Source organism: Mesorhizobium sp. 43Arga (genome assembly GCF_053714255.1).
Map to the genome: position 1 here is coordinate 496,268 of NZ_JBSKBO010000003.1, position 19,560 is coordinate 515,827.

The following is a 19,560-nucleotide window of genomic DNA, read 5'->3' on the forward strand; positions in this document are numbered from 1 at the left end:
GCGCATTTCTATCCCCGTTATCCACATGTGTGACACACAAGATGTTGGGGTCACAAAAGCTACGCAAACGAATCCTTGACGGCGCAAAACGAGTCGCCTTTTATAGGCCATGCGCTCCTGTTGAGAGTGCGACCGGAAAGTTCTGAGCCCGGTCTTTTTCCCGGATTATGTGCGTTTTTGCCCGCATTTCCGCCTGTTTACGAGGCCGGCGGAAGCGTTGGGGTTGTGGGGTGGTGGGGCGACGAAAGGGAGAATTGTCGGACTGGAATAAATTGTCTGTTAATACTATATTTAGTGTTTGCAGGTAGGTTCGACGCTAGATAGTGTGAATTTCCCTCGAGTGAGGGAATCGAAAAAATCAGATTTGAGGGACCCGCGGAGTTCCCCGGCGCGTTGTGACAGAGGCTTCATGGGAAGCCCAGGCAGGAAGTGCTGGCGGAGATCGCGGAATGGAGAGCCGGCCGTTTTCGAACGCCGGCAGACGGCGGACATGCGCGTTTCGCGTCAGGGGGAGCAATCCCTGGGCAAAAGCGCTATATATAGACAAAAGGACCGGACCAATGCGCATCGAGCGTCGCTTCACCAAGCAAGGGCAATCGGCTTATGCGGAGATCGAATTCCGCAAGGCGCTTTCCGAGATCAAGAATCCGGATGGCTCGGTGGTGTTCCGTCTCGACAACATCGATGTGCCGGCGCAGTTCTCCCAGGTCGCCGCCGACATCCTGGCGCAGAAATATTTCCGCAAGGCCGGCGTCCCCGCACGGCTGAAGAAGGTCGAGGAGAACGACGTCCCCTCCTTCCTGTGGCGCTCCGTCGCCGATGAGGCCGAACTTGCCAAGTTGCCGGAAGCCGAACGCTATGGTTCCGAGATCGACGCCCGCCAGGTCTTCGACCGGCTGGCCGGCACCTGGACGTACTGGGGCTGGAAGGGCGGCTACTTCAAGTCGGAGGAAGACGCGCGCGCTTTCCGCGACGAGCTTGCCTACATGCTGGCCACCCAGCGCGTCGCGCCGAACTCGCCGCAATGGTTCAACACCGGCCTGCACTGGGCCTACGGCATTGACGGTCCGAGCCAGGGCCATTTCTATGTCGACCCCTTCACCGGCAAGCTGACCAAGTCGAAGTCCTCCTACGAGCATCCGCAGCCGCATGCCTGCTTCATCCAGGGCGTGCAGGACGACCTCGTCAACGAGGGCGGCATCATGGATCTGTGGGTGCGCGAGGCGCGCCTGTTCAAATACGGCTCGGGCACCGGCTCGAACTTCTCACTGCTGCGCGGCGAAGGCGAAAAGCTGTCGGGCGGCGGCCGTTCGTCCGGCCTGATGAGCTTCCTCAAGATCGGCGACCGGGCCGCCGGCGCCATCAAGTCGGGCGGCACGACGCGCCGCGCCGCGAAAATGGTCATCGTCGACGCCGACCACCCTGATATCGAGGAATTCATCGACTGGAAGGTCAATGAAGAGCAGAAGGTCGCCTCGCTGGTGACCGGCTCCAAGATCGTCAAGAAGCATCTCGAAGCCATCATGAAGGCCTGCGTCAACTGCGAGGGCCATGACGACGATTGCTTCGATCCGGCCATCAACACGGCGCTGAAGCGCGAGATCAAGGCGGCCAAGAAGTCGGCCGTGCCGGAGAACTACATCTACCGCGTCATCCAGTTCGCCAAGCAGGGCTACACCTCGATGTCGTTCAAGACCTACGACACCGACTGGGATTCGGATGCCTACCTGACCGTTTCGGGCCAAAACTCCAACAATTCGGTGTCGCTTAAGGATAATTTCCTGCGCGCCGTCGAGGACGATGCCGACTGGCACCTGACCGCCCGCAAGGACGGCAAGGTGCTGAAGACGCTGAAGGCCAGGGATCTCTGGGAAAAGATCGGCTACGCCGCCTGGGCGTCGGCCGATCCGGGCCTGCATTTCAACACGACGATGAACGACTGGCACACCTGCGCTTCGGCCGGTGCGATCCGGGCCTCCAACCCGTGCTCGGAATACATGTTCCTGGACGACACGGCCTGCAACCTCGCCTCGATCAACCTTTTGCCCTACCGCAATGCCGACGGCACGATCGATATCGCTGCCTACGAGCACACGGTGCGGCTGTGGACCATCGTGCTTGAAGTCTCGGTCATGATGGCGCAGTTCCCGTCGAAGGAGATCGCCAAGCTCTCCTACGACTACCGCACGCTCGGCCTTGGCTACGCCAACATTGGCGGCCTGCTGATGACCTCGGGCATTCCCTATGATTCCGACGAGGGCCGCGCCATCTGCGCCGCGCTCACCGCTGTTATGACCGGCGTCGCCTACGCCACCTCGGCGGAAATGGCCTCCGAACTCGGCGCCTTCCCGGATTATGACCGCAACGCCCAGAACATGCTGCGCGTCATGCGCAACCATCGCCGCGCCGCCTATGGCGACAAGGACGGCTATGAGAAGCTCGCCGTCAATCCGGTGCCGCTGGTCGCCTCCGACCTCAAGCAGCAGGCGCTTGCCGAGCATGCGAAAGCCGCCTGGGACCGCGCCATCGAACTTGGCGAGGAGCACGGCTACCGCAATGCGCAGGCGACCGTAATCGCGCCGACCGGTACGATCGGCCTGGTCATGGATTGCGACACCACCGGCATCGAGCCCGATTTCGCGCTGGTGAAATTCAAGAAGCTCGCCGGCGGCGGCTACTTCAAGATCATCAACCGCGCAGTGCCGGAAGCGTTGCGCACGCTCGGCTATTCCGAGAGCCAGATCGCCGAGATCGAGGCCTATGCGGTCGGCCACGGCAATCTCAACCAGGCGCCCGGCATCAACCCCGGCTCGCTCAAGGCCAAGGGTTTCAGCGATGACAAGATCGCCGCACTCAATGCGGCGCTGAAGTCGGCCTTCGACATCAAGTTCGTATTCAACCAGTGGACGCTCGGCGCCGACTGGGTGAAGGAAACCTTCGGCTTCACCGACGAGCAGCTCAACGACTTCTCGTTCGAGATGCTGCCGGCGCTGGGCTTCTCCAGGAAGGACATCGAGGCCGCCAACATCCATGTCTGCGGTGCCATGACGCTGGAAGGCGCGCCCTTCCTCAAGGCCGAACACCTCGCCGTGTTCGACTGCGCCAGCCCCTGCGGCAAGATCGGCAAGCGCTCGCTTTCGATCAACAGCCACATCCAGATGATGGCCGCCGCGCAGCCCTTCATCTCGGGCGCCATCTCCAAGACCATCAACATGCCCAACGATGCGACAGTGGAGGACGCCAAGGGCGCCTACATGCTGTCGTGGAAGCTGGCGCTGAAGGCCAACGCGCTCTACCGCGACGGCTCGAAGCTGTCGCAGCCGCTCAATGCCTCGCTGCTCGCCGACGGCGAGGAGGATGAGGACGAAGCCGTCGAGCAGCTGATCCAGGCCCCGGCCGCGGCGCGCGCGGCGCAGATCACCGAGCGGATCGTCGAGCGCATCATCGAACGTGTCTCGCGCGAGCAGGAAAAGCTGCCCGGCCGCCGCAAGGGTTATACGCAGAAGGCCAAGATCGGTGGCAACACCATCTTCCTGCGCACCGGCGAATATGATGATGGCCGCCTCGGCGAGATCTTCATCGACATGAACAAGGAAGGCGCCACGCTGCGTGGCCTTCTCAACAACTTCGCCATCGCGATTTCGCTCGGCCTGCAATACGGCGTGCCGCTCGACGAATATGTGCACGCCTTCACCTTCACCAAGTTCGAGCCGGCCGGCATGGTCATCGGCAACGACGCCATCAAGAGCGCGACGTCGATCCTCGACTACGTGTTCCGCGAACTCGCCATCTCCTATCTCGGCCGCAACGACCTCGCCCATGTCGACCAGTCGGACTTTTCCAACACCGCGCTCGGCCGCGGCATCAGCGAAGGCAAGACCGACGCCGTCTCCAAGGGCCTGACCCGCGGTTCGCCGGTGAAGCTGGTGTCGAGGGCAATCGGCAACGAGCCGAAGGGCTTTGCCGGCGCCGGCATCCCTGCCCGCTCGGCGCCGACCGCCTTCTCCGGCTCCAACGTGCTGGCCCTGAAGCCGGCCAGCGACGAGGCGATCGCCTACAAGCGCGACTATGAGGAGCGGGCCAAGGAATTGGCCGAGGACATCGCCTTCGAGGAGGCGGCGGGCTCCGCTTCGGAGACTTCGGACGCCACGGCGGCACTGTTCACCGATGCGGCAGCGAACGAAGCCGCCGAAGCCAAGAAACTCGCCGCCGACCGCCGCGCCAAGTCACTGCTGCAAGGCTACACCGGCAATTCCTGCTCCGAGTGCCAGAATTTCACGATGGTGCGGAACGGGACCTGTGAGAAGTGCGACACGTGCGGCGCCACGAGCGGGTGCAGTTGAGGCCTGATGCCACCTCGGCTCACGGTTCGCGAGGTTATTCGCTTGCTGGAGGCCGACGGCTGGTATCTGGTTGCAACCAAGGGCAGCCATCGCCAATATAAGCACAAAATCAAAGCCGGCCGCGTCACCGTGGCCGGCAAGCCGTCTGAAGAGGTTGCGCCAGGCACACTGAACAGCATCCTTAAGCAGTCCGGTTTGAAGGAGTGACTATATGCGCTACGCGGTCGTGATCGAAAAAGCAGGAAACAATTTCTCCGCTTATGTGCCGGACTTACCGGGCTGCATTGCGACTGGTGCGACCGTGCCAGAAGTGGAAGTCGAAATTCGCGACGCAATACGCTTCCACATTGAGGGTCTGCGCGCAGATGGGCTGGACGTGCCAAAAGGCGTCAGCCTCGCAGAGTACGTAGAGGCATAGGGTAGGCAACCGCGCTCAGGAACTCGGCGCTTACCCCGCGGGCAACACTCGCAGCGTCTGCTCGTCGAACAACGGCTCGTCCTGGCCAGCGCGCACGAATAGCAGCTTCCGCCGCCGGCGAGGCGTCGCCGCTCACCCATCTCCATGTCGCTTTCCGGGTGAAGAACAAGGCGGAGGTCGAGGCCTTCTATCGCGCGGCACTTGAGGCGGGCGCCGAGGACAATGGTGCGCCCGGGCCGCGTCCGAATTACGCGGAGAATTATTACGCCTGCTTCGTGCTCGATCCAGATGGCTATAATATCGAGGCGATGATCAACGAGGGGTGACGCGCCCTTTCCTTCTCTCCTTGTGGGAGAAGGTGGATCGGCGGGATAGCGCCGAGACGGTTTAGGGGTGTTCCAGCGAAGTGAGGCGTTGGTGTTCTCTGGAACACCCCTCATCCTAGGGGCCCCACAAGGGGTGAAGGGAAAAGGTCCCTTCAAGCCGCCTTCACAGCCAGGAAGGTGTTCCATTCCTCGCTGTTGCGGCCGATGTTGAAATCGTCCCTGAGAAGCACCAGGCCGGCGGCTTCAAGACGGGCCGCGAAGTCGTCCCTGCGCCACAAAACAGTGTGATAGTTGCTGTCCGTCTCGCCGTCGCCATTGCGCATCGATACGAGGAAGGCACCGCCTGGCCGCAGCGACTGCGCTACCTTGGCAAGCACCTGGTCGGTCTGGTCGCGCGGCACATGGATCAGGACGGCGAGCGCGAGGACAGCGTCATAGGGGCCGCCGAGATCGTCGGTGAGGAGATCGAGAAGCTCACCATGCTTGCCGCGCGCGGCCTGCAGTTCGAGAAAGCGCTTCGTCGCGTCGGTGCGGCGGACCTTGACGCCCAGGGCCTCCAGAAAGTCCGCGTCGTAGCCCGCTCCGGACCCGACTTCCAGAATCCGGCCTGACGTGCCGGCAATCGCCACAAGCCGCTTCAGCGATGCCTGCTCTCTTTCGTTGGGGACATGCCGCACGATGGCATCGTAGCGATCCGCATAGTCCTCATAGGCGCTGATCGTTTGACGGCTCCTCGCCAGAGCCTGCGACAACAAATCCATCTTGCCCTCCCTTGCATCCATGTGAGCCAAAAAAAGCTTCTTCAGCGAATGGTGCCGGGAGGCACGTGGCCGTCAAGGACACCGATGTCGCGCAGGAAATGATCCGACAGCGAACGCTGGTCAAGCAGGCCGCGCCGGCTGGGCCTGAACGGCGCGGTGAAGAGATCGAGCACCGGGCGACGAAGCGTGTTGTAGAGGGTCATTGCCGTGGTCCTTTCGGGTTCGGGTTGATGACCAGATCATGCCTGTTCGCGGTCTTGGATTCCAATCGAACGTCGCGTACTATGCATCAGGAGGATTGATGCGTCATGAGTTGGGAGCTACCGCCCTTAGGGGCCATCCGAGTGTTTGAAGCCGCCGCACGGCTGGGCAGTTTCACCAAGGCGGCAGAAGAACTCGGCATGACCCAGTCGGCGGCCAGCTATCAGATCAAGGTGCTGGAAGAACGCGCCGGAACGCCGCTTTTCATAAGAAAAACGAGGCAGATCGCCTTGACCGAGGCCGGACAGCAGCTGGCGCCGCATGCATCCGGCGCGTTCTCGGCGCTGGCGGATGCCTGGGTCGCCACCAAGGGTGGAGCGACCGGCGTGCTGTCTGTCACGACCATGGAAACCTTCGCGACGAACTGGCTGGCCGTGTGGCTTGGAACATTCCAGCTGATGCATCCCGATCTTGCCGTGAAGGTCAATACATCGCCCCGGCTGGTCGATTTCACACGCGAGGACATGGATATCGGCATCCGGACCGGCACCGGAAATTGGCCCGGCCTGACGGCGCACTATTTGTTCAAGGCCGACTACACGCCCATGCTCAGTCCAAAACTGGCCGAGAGCGTGGGTGGCATCCGCCGCCCCGAGGACCTCTACAAGGTGCCGCTGTGCTGTGCCGACGATCCCTGGTGGAAAATCTGGTTCGAGGCAGCCGGGGTACCCTTCGAGCCCGATCGCGTCATTGCGGGCCCGATGCTGGGTTCGCAGGCCTACGACGCCATGGCGGCTTTGACCGATCGGGGCGCGGCCATCCTTACCCGCAATATCTACAGCGCCCTGCTGGCGAACGGCCAGTTGATACAGCCCTTCGAGGTCCTCGGATCCGACGGCGACGGCTATTGGCTGGTGCACCTGGAAAGCCGCCGCAACGTGCCGAAGATCAAGGTGTTCCGCGACTGGGTGCTGGCCCAGACCGCCGAGATTCGGGCGCAAGAAGAGCGCCGGGCGGAACCGGTGGGATTGGCGGCCCGTTAGCAGCCGCAGCGTTGCAAATGCCGTCGACACGATGACGTGATGGATGGGTAATTTGACGAGCGATGCGATCCGATGGAGAAATTCTCAGCGAGGATAGCCGGAAGGTGGCCATGAGTGACGAAACCGACGACGACACCGACATCGTCAACCAGCTCGCCTATGTCAGAGCCGATCCAACTCAGCACGACACGTTGACACTTCTCACCATGATCGACGCCGCGATTGCCGAGATCATGGCGTTGAGGAGACAGCTGCGGCTGAGCGAGGACAAGAATGCCGGAAGCGACCAGCTCCAATAGGCGGCAGAACCCGAGCGAAGGGCGATGCGAGCCCTAGTCCGCGTCGGCCATCATCTGACGGCCGCCGCCACCGGCCCAGGCGCGCCATTGCCGCTCGTCGCCATGGAAGACGTTGAGGTCGATGCGGCCGGTCACGCCGTGCGACAGGCCGGATCCGGAATACTGCCAGAACAGCCATTTGCGGCCGGGATAGACCTTTGACGGGTGCCGTGCCACCGCGCGCAGCCAGAACGGGTAGTCGAGAAAAGCGCCCTGGAGGTTGTCGCGATAGAAATCCGGGGATGTGTAGATGATCGGACGCTGACCGTAATGCCGTTCAAGCTTGTCCATGAACACCTGCATCTTCTCCAGCACTTTTTCCCTTGATGGGCGCCGCTGGCAGCTGGAATCGCCGTTCCATTCGACGTCGATGACCGGCGGCAGCGCACCATCGACCTTCGGCACGTTGCGGATGAACCAGTCGGCCTGCTCGCCGGCGGTGCGGCACCAGTAGAAGAAATGATAGGCGCCGCGCTTGAGCCCGGCGGCATCGGCATTGCGCCAGTTCCTGTTGAACATCGGATCGAGATGGTCGCCGCCATCGGTCGCCTTGATATAGGCGAAGTTGGCGCCCTGGGCGCGCAGCTTTTCCCAGTTCACGTCGCCTTGCCAGCGCGACACGTCGACCCCGTGCACGGCAAGGTGGCGGGGCGATGAGCGGCCGAAATTGATCGGCTTGGCATCGCGAAAGCCATAGCGCGTGACCGGCCCCGCAAGCATCAACGGTGCGGCGCGCGACAAGAGTTTCGGTGGCGAGACCAGGGCCGCGGGCTCAACGGGCGGATCGACATTGTCCGGCAATTCAGGCGCCGAAAGCGCCACGGTTTCTTCCTCGGCCAGTCCAAAGGGCCGGTCAGGACCGTCCTCGGGCGCGGCCTCGGCCGGCTTGCGCGCATTGCTGGCCTTGCTCACCGGAACCGATGCGATCGGTGCGCTTGGCCGCACCACCGAGCTGGTGGTTTCATTCGACGGCTTCTGCATGTCGAGGGCGTCCATGCCCGATGTCGACGAGCAGCCGGCGAGGCACAGCGATGCGATCACGAAACTGATGGCGCCTGGTAACCGCATCTGGACCTGTACTCAAAACACAACAGACCGAAGGCAACGGCCGACGGACAACCGGGCCAGTTATGAACGAGAAATTACCAATAAAGTTTGAATCAAGTTTTTTACCATGACTGTGACCCGTTTCAGACATTCGCCGTCGACGCCGCCGGCCCAGCCTTGACAGTGCCATGATGTGGCTGTTGAGACGGAAGGCGGCGTCTGCCGCAGGCATTCCCACGATTTCTAGAAAAGGCACCCGATGACTGCGTTGCAGCGGCTTCTCCTAGTCCCCCTGCTCGCGGCCCTCTCCTGCGGCGGTGCGCTGCTGGCCGAGGCCGCGCATGCCAGCGCGCTGATCGTCGTTCCCCCCGGCAATCGCTCCGAAACGCAGCCACCAATCCCGGATGCCTCGGCGACGCGAACCCGCGCCTTCAAGACCAGCTACGCGGAAAAATACAAGAAGATCGTCGCGCTGCTGAAACGCGAGAAGAAGTTGGTGGCGCATATCAAGCAGGTCGCGGCGGCTTACGATATCGACCCTATCCATATTGTCGGCGCACTGGTCGGCGAACACACCTACAATGTGACGGCTGTCGGCTCGGTCCAGACCTACTATGTGAAGGCGTTGTCCTATTCCGGTCTCGACTTTGCCTTCCGCTACAAGGGCGTGCCGGTGCAGAGCTTTGTCCAGCGGCCGGAATTCGCAGGCTGCGCCGAGGCGAAAGACAGTGCCTCCCTGTGGAGCTGCCGCGATAGGGTCTGGGTCGACCATTTCCGCGGCAAGACGGTCGACGGCGTCACCTACGACGCCCAGACCTTCCAACAGGCCTTCTTCCAGCCCTTCTTCGCCGGCCAGACATTCGGCCTCGGCCAGATCAGCCCGCTGACCGCGCTCGAGGTGACCGATCTGGTCAACAAGGTCAGCGGCTACGACAAGCTCACGCCGGACCATCCGCGGGCGATCTATCGCGATGTCATGGATCCCGACCGCAGCATAGTCTACATCGCCGCGATCGTGCGCGACGCCATCGACGCCTACAAGGAACAGGGCTTCGACATCTCGGACAATCCAGGCATCACGGCCACGCTCTACAATGTCGGCCAGCCCCGGCAGCGGGCGGCCGACCTGCGCGCGGCGCTCGCCGGCGGCAAGGGTCGCAAGCTGCCGGTCGAGAACTATTACGGCTGGCTCGTCAACGACAAGCTCGACGAACTCAGAAGCCTGCTCGATAGCGGCAGCTGAGAAACGCTTTCAACAGGAGCTTGCGTGCAGGCGTTCATCAACCAGAGCGTTTGTTTCATCGAGAACCATCAGGCGTGGGCCGGCCTCGTGGTCGGGCTGCTGGCCTTCGGCGAGTCGCTCGTGCTGGTCGGCATCCTCTTGCCCGGCACCACGGTGCTCATCATCGTCGGCGGCCTGGTCGGGGCCGGCATCGTCCAGCCTTTGCCGGTGCTTCTGGCCGCGATGATCGGGGCGGCGCTCGGCGATACCATCTCCTACTTCCTCGGCAAATGGTTGGGGCGCAGTGTCGTCCACAAATGGCCGCTCAATCGCTACCGCCGCGAGGTCGCCAGGGCGCGGCTGTTCTTTCACCGCTATGGTTTCGCAGCGGTTTTCGTCGGCCGTTTCTTCGGCCCGGTCCGCGCCACCGTGCCGCTGGTCGCCGGCATGATGGGCATGCACCGGCGCCGCTTCCAGATCGCCAACATCCTGTCGGCGATCATCTGGGCTCCGGTCGTGCTGTCGCCGGGTTGGCTGGTGGCCAAGGGCGCCGGCAGCATCCCCGAACTCGATGTGACCAGCCTGTTCGGGCTGGCGGCAATCGGCGTCGCCCTGATCATCATGGCGGTGATCGCGCTCAAGCTTCGGCGTAAGCGAACCGTCCGCGCCTAGCCGCGCTTCCTGAACACGCCGATCATCGGCCCCAGATTCCAGTAGTCGTCGTTGCGACCGATGGCAGGCGCGAACAGGCTCGATATCGTGCCATCGAGAAACAGCGCATTGTCGCAGCCGAGCGCATCGCGGAACAACCGGGCGAATGCATGGAAGTTCACCGTGCCGTTCGAAATGGCAAAGACCGCGACACCATCCTTGCGTACCCCGACGCCGTCGCGGGTCTTGCGCGAGGTGCCGTCGGACTGGAATTTCGGATGAAGCTGGCCGTCGATCACCAGCATCGGCCCGGACTGCGTTGCATAGTCGGTGGACGGCCGCTTCCTGACGAAGTCCCTAGTCTCCTGGACCGCGGCCTTGCCACCGCTGATGGAGAAGATACCATTCGGCTGCAGCGAAAAATTGCCGCTTCCCGATCCCGTCTTCACGCTGGCCTTTTCCTGGCCACGCTCGACATAAAGGCCAACCGGCCTCAGGTCGGGATGATACATGCCGGCATTGATGGCAAACAGCATGGTGCGGCCGGCCGCGCGCTGGGCCGCGTCGAGATTGTGGAGCGATTGGAAAGGCTTGCCGGCCGGATCCTTCCAAAACAGTTCGATCGAATACAGCTTCGGATCGACCTCGCAAATGAGATAGCTGGTCGCCTCGAAGGCAAAGTCGCGGCACGGCGGCAGCGACACGAACCATTGGCTGAATGCCATCGTGCTGGCGACGGCCTGCGGCAGCGCGGCTTTGACAAGGCCCAGCAGCAGGGGCGCCGAGTTCAGAAATGTCAGAAAGTCCATGCGCCTGCGGATGCCAGCTTCGATCAGCTGTGGTGGTTATCACCACTTGCTGGCACCATGGAAGACCGGCACGAAAGGATCGGTTCGAGGTTCATGCCGGGCGCGGGGGAGCCGACCCGGCTATTTGACGGCGCTGACCAGCTGTTCGTCACCACCCAGAATGGAGACCCAGTGCCCGGTGTTGTCGCTCGCCTGCCGCTTCAGGTAGCGATAGCTCGTCTGGTTCCAGAAGCGGACCTTGTCGGTCAGATTGTCGAGGATGAAGTCGCCCTTGTCGGTGCGCACCGTCAGCACGGCGTGACCCTCGCCATCAGGCTTGCGAACCACCGTCATCAAAAGATTGGCTATGGCAATGCCCATGCCGTTGAGCTCACGCCGCTTTTCCAGCGCGTAATCCTCGCAGTCGCCAAACCCATTGTCCGGATAGGCCCACCATTCGTCCTTGCCGTAATTGTCCATGTCGCTCATCGGCTTGACGCGCGTGTTGACAGAGAGATTCACGGCCGAGATATCGTGCAGCAGCTTGCTGGTCAGATGTTCCGGTACGCTGTCGGGCGAGCGGATCGAGCATTCGGCGACATGGATCTTGCAAAAATCATAGTGGCCGATCGGCTGGGAGGTCGAGCCGCCGACAACCATCGAAGCAGGCGCGGCATAGACCGAACCCGTCACCGAACAGAGAACGGCCACCGCAACCGCCAGCCCCTTCGCCTTTCGGCGCCAACCCATCGAGGATGCCATCCGGCCCCACCCACCTGTTTTGTTAACAGAATGTTAAGGGCGGTTACATTCCGAAGTCAATCAACCCTGGCGATCACATCTCCGAGGGAGCGACTCATGCACTCAACTGATGCCGGCACGCAACACTGGGCTGTCAAGCCAGCCATCCCATCGCCAGGCCGAGCAGCAGGACGGCGCCGAGCAGGCCGCGATAGATGACGAAAGGCCAGGCGGAGAAGCGTTCCAGCACCCGCATCAGACCCCAGATGGCAAAGAAGGCGGAGATCGAGGCGACGATCAACCCGGTGGCAAGAACCGACCAGCCATGGGCGTCGAGGTGAACCTTGTGCAATTCCCACAGCTCCTTGAGACCGGCAAGCGCGATCGCCGGCAGCCCGAGCAGGAACGAGAAGCGCGCCGCCTCGGCCCGCTTGAAGCCGAGCCCCAGCGCCGCCGTCAGGGTCGAGCCCGAGCGCGAGACGCCGGGGATAAGCGCGCCGATCTGGGCAACGCCGACAAGCAGCGCGTCGGCGAGCGACGCTTCGCCAATGGTGCGCCTGTGCCGGGCGAAAATCTCGGCCAGTGCCAGCAGGATCGCCATGGCGATACAGGACCAGCCGATCACGGTCAGGCTGCGCAGCGGCGAATTGCAGGCATTGAGAACGCCCGATAGCGCGACGCCGGCAATGACGATCGGGATCGTCGCCAGCACGATCCAGGACGCCAGCCGGAAATGCCGGTCGGAAAAATCGCGCCGCGTGAGCGCGTCGAGCGAGCCGAACAGGAGATCCCTGACATCGCCCCAGAAATAGCTGATTACGGCGGCAAGGGCGGCAAGCTGCATGGCGGCGGAGAAGGCGGAGCCCGGGTCCTGCCAGCCGAGTACCGCCGGCACGATGCGCATATGGGCGGTCGAGGAAATCGGCAACAATTCGGTGATGCCTTGCACCAGGCCGAGAAAGGCGACCTTGGCAAATCCCAGGCCGACAAAGCCCGTATCCACGCCCTGGGTGCAGATGTCAGCCATGTCGAGCCTTTCCGTCGGAGAATCTTGAAGAGCGGTCCGCGCGAGCAATAGACTCGCGATGCGCGGAATCCTATTTACGGATTTGTAAGGCGCCGCTTGACAAGCCGCCCGTTCATATTATTCTCCGCTAATCTTACACTGTAAGTTAAATGACGGAGGAGAGCCATGCTGACCGCCCTGTCAGAATTACAGCCCCTGCCCGAACCGCACTTGCCAGCCATCGCGATCGACGATGTCTCGCGCGACCTCAGCCGTATTATCGAGCGCGCCGAGGTGAACGCCTGGCTCGACCTCTATGCCGCAGCACCGGCCGATTTCGCCGCACGACAAGGCCTTTCGATAGCGGGAGAAGGCGACCTCGCCTGGACGACCTGCACGACGATCCCGTTCGTCCACTTCAACTGCGTGAAGAATTTCGGCGTCGACAGCCCGGCCTCCGAAAGCCAGCTCGACGCGCTGCTGGCGCACTACCGCGCCGCCGGCATTTCGCGGCCCTGGTTCTATGTCAATCCACACGCCGAACCATTACGCCTCAGATGCTGGCTCGAGGCGCGCGGCCTGCAGCGCCAGGGCGGCTGGGAGCGGATTTATCGCGAGGCCGAACCGCTCGCGTCCGAGCCGCTCTTTGCGGTTGACGGGGTTTCAGTCGAACGCGTGACGAGGGCAGCATCGGCAAGCGAGTGGGCCGGCTTTATCGACAAAAGCTACCGGCTGCCCACCTCACCCTGGCTGCTGGCTCTGGTCGGCCGACAGGGCTGGCATCACTATATGGCCAAACGGGATGGAGCAGTGGCCGCGGTGCGCTCGCTGTTCATCGGCGCCGACGGCGCGGCCTGGAGCGGCATCGACGCGCCGGTGCCGGGCATCATGGCGCCGAGCTTCGATCTCGACGCGGTGCTTGGAGAAGCGCTGGTGCGCGACGGGATTGCGGCCGGCGCCAAACTGTTCGTCGCCGACATCGAGGCGCCGCACGAGGAACGCGACGGCCCGGCCTATCGCAACTATGCGCGCCTCGGCTTCAGGATTGCCTATTTCCGCAGCCATTACAGCTATTTGCAGCCTAGCTCAAACTGACCGCGCCTAGCTGCGCAGCCATTGCTGGAAACAACTTCTGGCCACAATATGGGCCGGCGGAACGACCGGCTGATCGGCGTGTACGTCATCGGGCGCCCGGCTGCGGGCCTGCTCAAGCAGCATTCGTACCTGTTCTGGGCGCACACGGTCGCGCTCCATGACAAGCAGGACCATCGGATCGCTCAAAAGCTCGTCCAGGGTGCTGATGCTGTCGTTCATCCGTCGTCTCCTCGATGCCGGCCCGCGCAGCATAGATAGGAAGACAATGATGGCCCGCCAATGACGTTTTGCCGGCTATCGCGTGATGTTTTGGATCAATTTTTGGTCATGGTCCCGCCTTCCCTTTTCCCCTTGCGGGAGAAGGAAGACCTAGCCTGGCAGCGGAGCGCCTTCATATTGCGGCAGGCCGTCATCGAGCACCACCCAGGGCTGTTTCGAGGCGGTGAAAATATGCATCTGTGGCCTGAAGAAAGAGGGATCGTCGAGCGAGCCGGTGGTGATACCGATGATGCCGGCGGAGTCGCGCCGCGAAAACATCGTCGTGCCGCAGCTCGGGCAAAAACCGCGCTTGAGATCGGGCGAGGTGTTCACGGTCGCTAGCGGCCCTTCGATGGTCACATCATCGATGCGAAACAGCACGCGGGCATTGAAGGCGGCGCCGATCGCCTTCTGGCAAAGCCGGCAATGGCAGATGCGTTCGTTGATAGGCGCCGCGTCGGTGCTGTAGCGCACCGCTCCGCACAGGCACCCGCCCTGATGTTTGGCCATCACCGTGATCCATGATGAGAGTATGCGATCGAGGTAAATGGCGGGACGGATTGGGTCAATTGAAAAGCTTTGATACTGTTTCATCGATTACCGTGATGAGGGGACCGTGACGCAAGACATCGAAACCATCGGCATTGCGGATCTGTTCGGGCCGCCCTCGCCTCGCCGCGACCGCACCGACGCCCGCATCATGGCCGCGGCCTCGGGCATCGGCTTCATGGCGGTTCGAAATTTTCCAGGAGACGCCTGGCTGACGCCGGAACGCCGAGCGCAATTGCTGCGCATCTTCGCCCTTCCCGAAACCGAGAAGCAGAAATTGCTGCGCTGGAATTTCGACCGCACCAGGAAGAATGTCTATCGCGGCTGGTTTCCGCTGCAGCCGGCAGCCGTTTCCTACAAGGAAGGCATCGACATGGGGCCGGATATCGCCGATGCAGCCGGCGTTTCGGACTCGGACGATCCGCTGTGCGAGCCGACGCCCTTGCCGGCCGAGGACGCCCTGCCCGGCTGGCATATGGCGGCAGCCGATTATTATCGGGCAATTGAGAGGGTCGGCAACGCGCTGATGCGGTCGATCGCGCGCGGGCTTGGCCTGCCGGAAACGATCTTCGATCCCTATTTCGAGCATGGCATCTCGACGCTGCGCTTGATCCGCTACCCCCTGCGCGATGCCAATGCCGGTATCGACTTCAGCGGGCCTGACTTCTCGGTGATCCACAAGGGGGAAACTCGCACCATCATCGGCCGCGAGCATGCCGATTCCGGTTTCGTCACCTTGCTGGCGCAGGACGGTGTCGAAGGCTTGCAGGCCAAAAACCTCGCCGGCGAATGGATCGACGTGCCGCCCGCCGACGGCACGCTGGCGGTCAATTTCGGCCAGTTGCTGGAGCGCTGGACCGGCGGGCGGGTGCGGGCGACGCGGCATCGGGTGATCGCACCGAAGACAGCGCGGTTTTCGATCCCGTTTTTCTATGAGCCGCGTGTCAACGCCGAGATCGCGCCGCTGCCGCTGAGCGGCGCAGAGCTTTTCGAACCGTTTCTATACGGTGACTATCTCTGGGAGTCGGCGACGAATTTCGTCGAGATGAGCGGCATCAAGCATCTCAGGCAGCCGCGTCGGGCAAAAGCTTCCTAAACAATCCGCCGGCCGTCCCTCTCGAGACAGCCGGCGGAGATGGCATTCCGTCATTCCGTTTCGCTGACCACCTCGTCCCAGCTCTTCACATTGGTCTGGCCATTGAGGAACGGCAGTGCGGCGGCCGTCAGTTCAGGGGCGAAGAAGACGTCGTAATGGGTGCGGTTGGGCAGGATCGCCAAGCGGTTCTGCGACAAGTTCTCACGCATCCAGCCGGCGTCCTTCAGCCCGCCGCCGAGCATCTGGTAGAACTTGATTTCGTGCTCGGGCTTGTACATGTCGCTGTCGCCATAGGCCAGCATGACCGGCATCTTCAGCTTGGGAACATCGGCCGAGAAGTCATAGTCCTGACGCATCAAAATGCCGAGCGCGTCGAGCAGTTTCGGAAAGTCCTCCGGGTGCGGCGCCACCGCGACGTAGGATTTGTACATCGGCGTGTCCTTCATGAATTCGGCCGCCGCCGCGCCCACCTGCGCCTGCTGCGGGCGCATCTCGTCATAGAAGCCGTTGGCGGCATAGCCGGTCGAAACCAGCACAAGCCGGCGCACGGTCTCGGGATGCTGGACCGCCATGCGGAAGGCGACGCCGCCGCCCAGCGAATAGCCCATGACGTCGACTTTGTCATAGCCGAGCGCCTTGGCGATATCGGCCATGTCGTCGCCGATCGCCTCCAGGCGGAACGGCCGGTCGCCCAGCGCGGTGCGGCCATGTCCCTGCAGGTCGACGCCGATCACGGTGCGGTTTTCGGCGAGCTTGGGCAGGATCGGCGCGAACATGTCGATGGAGCCGAGACCGCCATGCAAGAGAAGCAGCGGTTCGCCCTTGCCGTAGACTGCGTAGTAGTAATTCAGGCCGTTGACCGGCAGCAGGCCGGACTTTTCGGGTTTCGGCAGTTTCGTTTCGATGGTCATGGCAGGTTTTGCCTCCTCGGCATTTGTGGTGCTCGGACAGCTGAGAAGCGCTGCGACCGAAGCAAGAATGGCGAAAAGCAGGGTCTTGGACATGTCGTTTTCCTCCGTCCTGCCGATTCAAAGCGTCTTGGCGAGGTCTTCGAGCTGGTCGGTGCACTGGCCCCAGCCCAGGTGAAAACCCATCGCCTCGTGTCGTTCGCGGTCGGCAACACTCCAGTGGCGGACGCGCGCGATATAGCGGGTCCGGCCCTCGCCTTCGTCCTCAAAGGTCAGCACACCGGTCATGAACGGCTTTTCCGAAGGCTCCCATGCCTGAGTGTAGGCATCGGTGAAGATGATCTTCGTGCCCGGAACGACTTCCAGGAACACCCCGGGGTTCGGAAATTCATTGCCGTCGGGGCCGGCCATGACGACAAGGCTCGAACCGCCCGTGCGCACATCCATTTCGGCGCGCGGCGTCGTCCAAGGTTTCGGGGCGAACCACTGCGTCAAAAGCCTGGTGTCGGTCCAGCAGCGATAGACGTTCTCGCGCCGCGCATCGATGATGCGCGCGACAACCAGTTCGCGGTCATTGGCGGGGGCGATGTCGAGCTTGGTGGTCAAGGTGGTCTCCTCGGTTTGATCTAGCTTCCGTCCCAAGGACGAGCCGACAGAACGCAACCCGACAAGGTCAGTGAAAAATTGCCGGCAGGCTTTCAATGCTGCGAGGACGAAGGAGGTGTCAGTGGCGCTTGGCTTGCACCAGATAGGCGTCGATCTCGGTCTCGCCGAGCCACCTGGCCGCTTCCAGCCGGTGCAGACCTTCAACAAGGATATGGCGCTTGCCGTCGTGGCGGACCTGGATCGGCGTCTTCATGCCGTTCTCCAGAATATCTTCTGCAAGATGGCGGACGGTCTCGGGGTGCAATGTCTTCTTGCGCGCCGTCGGCACGTAGATCTCGTCGACCTTGACCTTTTGCACTCTCAGCATACTGGCTCCCCAGGCGGAACATACCGCCTCGCCTGAAATAGTCGCTTTGCCGGATGCGGCCAAGGGCGGCTAAGCAATTGCTGGCCCGATCGTTTCCATTTGACGCTTGGCCGGCAGATGGCCGAAATGGCGGCCTTCGATCCTTTCCGGTGTTCATGACCCATCTGCCGACCGAATTCCCCGATTTCGGACTGACGCCCGAGCAGCGCCGCGAGGCGGTGCGCGGCCATTACTATGAGTGGCCAGGCATGGATGGCGAGCGCGGCGAAATCTGGTGCTACTCGGATCGCTTTTCCTATCGCGCCGGCGAGATGGTGACGCTGCATGTCAGTTCGACAGCGCCGACATTCGGCATGACGATTACTCGCGACGGCGGCAGCGAGACAAAAATGTTCGAGAAATCGGGTATTGCATCGCGCTGGCAGGAAAGCCCGGACCAATGCTCGGCCGAGGGCTGCGGCTGGGAAGCGTCCTTCGAATTTCGCGTCGGCAGCGACTGGCCGTCCGGCGCCTACCGGGTAACGCTGACCGCTGATGGCCGTGACGGCAACCCAATTCGCAGCCACCATCTCTTCATCGTCTCTCCCCAACCCGGCAAGAAGCCAGGCCGTGTGCTGCAGGTGGCGGCGACGGGCACCTGGCTTGCCTATAACACCTGGGGCGGCTCCAACCATTATCAGGGCATCACCGGGCCGGACCGCAATCAGTACTCGCCTGTTGTGTCCACGCAGCGCCCCTGGTGCCGCGGTTTCGTCGTGCTGCCAAAAGATGCGCCGCGCGTGCCAATCGAGGTGGCCGTGCCACCCAAGACGGTGCCACGCTACCCCCATATGGAATGGGCGCTGGCCACCGGTCATTCAAAGAAATACGCCTCGTCCGGCTGGGCGAGCTACGACAGCCACTTCTTCCGCTTCGCCGAGCGGGCCGGCTATGCCATCGACCTCGCCAGCCAGCACGATCTGCATGTCTCGCCCGACATTTTCGACGGCTATGACTGCGCCGTCTTCGTCGGCCATGACGAATACTGGACCTGGGAAATGCGCGACGCGGTCGACAATTATGTCGAGCGCGGCGGCCATGCCGCGCGTTTCGCCGGCAATTTCATGTGGCAGACCAGGCTGGAGGACGAAGGCCGCCGGCAGGTCTGCTACAAATACCGCGCCCGGGCCGAAGACCCGGCCTATCGCGGCGGCGACGTCACTCGTGCCACCAATTCCTGGGAAGCACCGGAAATCGGCCGGCCGGGTTCAGCAACCTTCGGGCTCAACGCGACGCGCGGCGTCTATGCCGGCTGGGGCGGCTGCGCGCCGCGCGGCGTACGTGGTTTTCCGGTCTACCGGCCGGAACACTGGGCCTTTGCTGGAACCGGCATCTATTACGGCGACCTGCTCGGCGCCGACAGCCATGTCTATGGCTACGAAGTCGACGGGCTCGACTTCGAGATCCGCGGCGGCCTGCCCTACCCCGCCGAGACCAGCGGAGCGCCGGATGGCTTGCAGGTTCTTGCCGTCGGCATGGCCAGCCAGGTCGAAGAAAGCGCCGACATTCCGATCGAGGACCAGTTTCTGACCGACGAGGATGGCCGCTTCACCGCCGAGACTTTGTTCGGCGAGGCGAGCGACGCCAATTTGGAAAAAGTCAAACGCGGCAATGGCATGATCGTCAATTTCCCACGCGGCAGGGGCGAGGTGTTCCATGCCGGGAGCTGCGAGTGGGTGGCCGGCCTGCTAAGGCAAGACCCGATGGTCGAACGCGTCACCCGCAATGTCCTTGATCGTTACCTTGGAAAGTCCTGA

The 19,560-nt window shown here is 62.5% G+C and carries 21 protein-coding genes and 1 pseudogene; 11 read left to right on the plus strand and 11 right to left on the minus strand.

Features of this window, described 5'->3' with window-relative positions:
• Positions 1-560: 560 nt before the first annotated feature.
• The 4 genes and pseudogenes from ACWGS8_RS15235 to ACWGS8_RS15250 form a co-directional block, all read left to right on the plus strand.
• The gene (locus ACWGS8_RS15235) at positions 561-4,343 is read left to right on the plus strand and encodes a vitamin B12-dependent ribonucleotide reductase (protein ID WP_454581685.1); all 3,783 of its coding nucleotides are present in this window, start codon (positions 561-563) and stop codon (positions 4,341-4,343) included.
• Between the two features lie 6 nt (positions 4,344-4,349).
• The gene (locus tag ACWGS8_RS15240; protein ID WP_436161726.1) at positions 4,350-4,550 is read left to right on the plus strand and encodes a type II toxin-antitoxin system HicA family toxin; all 201 of its coding nucleotides are present in this window, start codon (positions 4,350-4,352) and stop codon (positions 4,548-4,550) included.
• Positions 4,551-4,554: 4 nt separating this feature from the next.
• A complete protein-coding gene (locus tag ACWGS8_RS15245) occupies positions 4,555-4,761 on the plus strand; it encodes a type II toxin-antitoxin system HicB family antitoxin (protein WP_454581686.1) in 207 nt (68 codons plus the stop codon).
• Positions 4,762-4,889: 128 nt separating this feature from the next.
• A pseudogene (locus ACWGS8_RS15250) lies at positions 4,890-5,087 on the plus strand (VOC family protein); the annotation flags it as partial.
• Positions 5,088-5,239: 152 nt separating this feature from the next.
• Here ACWGS8_RS15250 and ACWGS8_RS15255 read toward each other — a convergent pair.
• Complete coding sequence (locus ACWGS8_RS15255; protein WP_454581687.1) at positions 5,240-5,848, minus strand: class I SAM-dependent DNA methyltransferase; 609 nt, start codon at positions 5,846-5,848, stop codon at positions 5,240-5,242.
• Positions 5,849-5,889: 41 nt separating this feature from the next.
• Positions 5,890-6,051, minus strand: coding sequence for a hypothetical protein (locus ACWGS8_RS15260; protein ID WP_454581688.1), 162 nt, complete (start codon positions 6,049-6,051; stop codon positions 5,890-5,892).
• Positions 6,052-6,156: 105 nt separating this feature from the next.
• Here ACWGS8_RS15260 and ACWGS8_RS15265 point away from each other — a divergent pair, with 105 nt between their 5' ends.
• Together ACWGS8_RS15265 and ACWGS8_RS15270 are read left to right on the plus strand one after the other, a co-directional pair.
• Positions 6,157-7,092 (plus strand): LysR family transcriptional regulator, encoded by a 936-nt coding sequence (locus tag ACWGS8_RS15265; protein ID WP_454581689.1) that lies wholly within the window; start codon positions 6,157-6,159, stop codon positions 7,090-7,092.
• Between the two features lie 110 nt (positions 7,093-7,202).
• Positions 7,203-7,391, plus strand: a complete 189-nt coding sequence (locus ACWGS8_RS15270; RefSeq protein ID WP_454581690.1) for a hypothetical protein — start codon at positions 7,203-7,205, stop codon at positions 7,389-7,391.
• Positions 7,392-7,424: 33 nt separating this feature from the next.
• Here ACWGS8_RS15270 and ACWGS8_RS15275 read toward each other — a convergent pair whose 3' ends face one another.
• Complete coding sequence (locus tag ACWGS8_RS15275; RefSeq protein WP_454581691.1) at positions 7,425-8,498, minus strand: glycoside hydrolase family 25 protein; 1,074 nt, start codon at positions 8,496-8,498, stop codon at positions 7,425-7,427.
• A gap of 238 nt (positions 8,499-8,736) precedes the next feature.
• Between ACWGS8_RS15275 and ACWGS8_RS15280 the strand changes: the two genes are divergently transcribed.
• A complete protein-coding gene (locus ACWGS8_RS15280; protein ID WP_454581692.1) occupies positions 8,737-9,720 on the plus strand; it encodes a DUF1402 family protein in 984 nt (327 codons plus the stop codon).
• Positions 9,721-9,744: 24 nt separating this feature from the next.
• Positions 9,745-10,371 (plus strand): DedA family protein, encoded by a 627-nt coding sequence (locus ACWGS8_RS15285; protein ID WP_454581693.1) that lies wholly within the window; start codon positions 9,745-9,747, stop codon positions 10,369-10,371.
• On the opposite strand, the gene ACWGS8_RS15290 is transcribed toward ACWGS8_RS15285, so the two are convergent.
• The 3 genes from ACWGS8_RS15290 to ACWGS8_RS15300 form a co-directional block, all read right to left on the minus strand.
• A complete protein-coding gene (locus tag ACWGS8_RS15290; RefSeq protein ID WP_454581694.1) occupies positions 10,368-11,159 on the minus strand; it encodes a phosphodiester glycosidase family protein in 792 nt (263 codons plus the stop codon). The two genes, ACWGS8_RS15285 and ACWGS8_RS15290, sit on opposite strands and share 4 nt — an antisense overlap.
• Before the next feature lie 120 nt (positions 11,160-11,279).
• A complete protein-coding gene (locus ACWGS8_RS15295; RefSeq protein ID WP_454581695.1) occupies positions 11,280-11,900 on the minus strand; it encodes a transglutaminase-like cysteine peptidase in 621 nt (206 codons plus the stop codon).
• Positions 11,901-12,033: 133 nt separating this feature from the next.
• Positions 12,034-12,906 (minus strand): undecaprenyl-diphosphate phosphatase, encoded by an 873-nt coding sequence (locus tag ACWGS8_RS15300; RefSeq protein WP_454581696.1) that lies wholly within the window; start codon positions 12,904-12,906, stop codon positions 12,034-12,036.
• 165 nt (positions 12,907-13,071) lie between these two features.
• On the opposite strand from ACWGS8_RS15300, the gene ACWGS8_RS15305 reads away from it, so the two are divergent.
• Complete coding sequence (locus ACWGS8_RS15305) at positions 13,072-13,980, plus strand: hypothetical protein (RefSeq protein WP_454581697.1); 909 nt, start codon at positions 13,072-13,074, stop codon at positions 13,978-13,980.
• A 6-nt stretch (positions 13,981-13,986) separates the two neighbouring features.
• Here the strand turns inward: ACWGS8_RS15305 and ACWGS8_RS15310 are convergent, their stop codons facing one another.
• Positions 13,987-14,199, minus strand: coding sequence for a hypothetical protein (locus ACWGS8_RS15310; RefSeq protein ID WP_454581698.1), 213 nt, complete (start codon positions 14,197-14,199; stop codon positions 13,987-13,989).
• A gap of 150 nt (positions 14,200-14,349) precedes the next feature.
• Positions 14,350-14,748 carry a GFA family protein gene (locus tag ACWGS8_RS15315; protein WP_454581699.1) on the minus strand — a complete coding sequence of 133 codons (399 nt, stop codon included), beginning with the start codon at positions 14,746-14,748 and terminating at the stop codon, positions 14,350-14,352.
• A 106-nt stretch (positions 14,749-14,854) separates the two neighbouring features.
• Between ACWGS8_RS15315 and ACWGS8_RS15320 the strand changes: the two genes are divergently transcribed.
• Positions 14,855-15,883, plus strand: coding sequence for an isopenicillin N synthase family dioxygenase (locus tag ACWGS8_RS15320; protein ID WP_454581700.1), 1,029 nt, complete (start codon positions 14,855-14,857; stop codon positions 15,881-15,883).
• Between the two features lie 50 nt (positions 15,884-15,933).
• On the opposite strand, the gene ACWGS8_RS15325 is transcribed toward ACWGS8_RS15320, so the two are convergent.
• The 3 genes from ACWGS8_RS15325 to ACWGS8_RS15335 all read right to left on the minus strand — a co-directional run bounded on the left by ACWGS8_RS15325 (position 15,934) and on the right by ACWGS8_RS15335 (position 17,764).
• Complete coding sequence (locus tag ACWGS8_RS15325) at positions 15,934-16,887, minus strand: alpha/beta fold hydrolase (RefSeq protein WP_454581701.1); 954 nt, start codon at positions 16,885-16,887, stop codon at positions 15,934-15,936.
• 24 nt (positions 16,888-16,911) lie between these two features.
• Entirely contained in the window at positions 16,912-17,397 is a 486-nt protein-coding gene (locus ACWGS8_RS15330; protein ID WP_454581702.1) for an SRPBCC family protein, read from the minus strand.
• 118 nt (positions 17,398-17,515) lie between these two features.
• Positions 17,516-17,764, minus strand: coding sequence for a ParB N-terminal domain-containing protein (locus ACWGS8_RS15335; RefSeq protein ID WP_032930073.1), 249 nt, complete (start codon positions 17,762-17,764; stop codon positions 17,516-17,518).
• Positions 17,765-17,919: 155 nt separating this feature from the next.
• On the opposite strand from ACWGS8_RS15335, the gene ACWGS8_RS15340 reads away from it, so the two are divergent.
• Positions 17,920-19,560 carry a N,N-dimethylformamidase beta subunit family domain-containing protein gene (locus ACWGS8_RS15340; RefSeq protein WP_454581703.1) on the plus strand — a complete coding sequence of 547 codons (1,641 nt, stop codon included), beginning with the start codon at positions 17,920-17,922 and terminating at the stop codon, positions 19,558-19,560.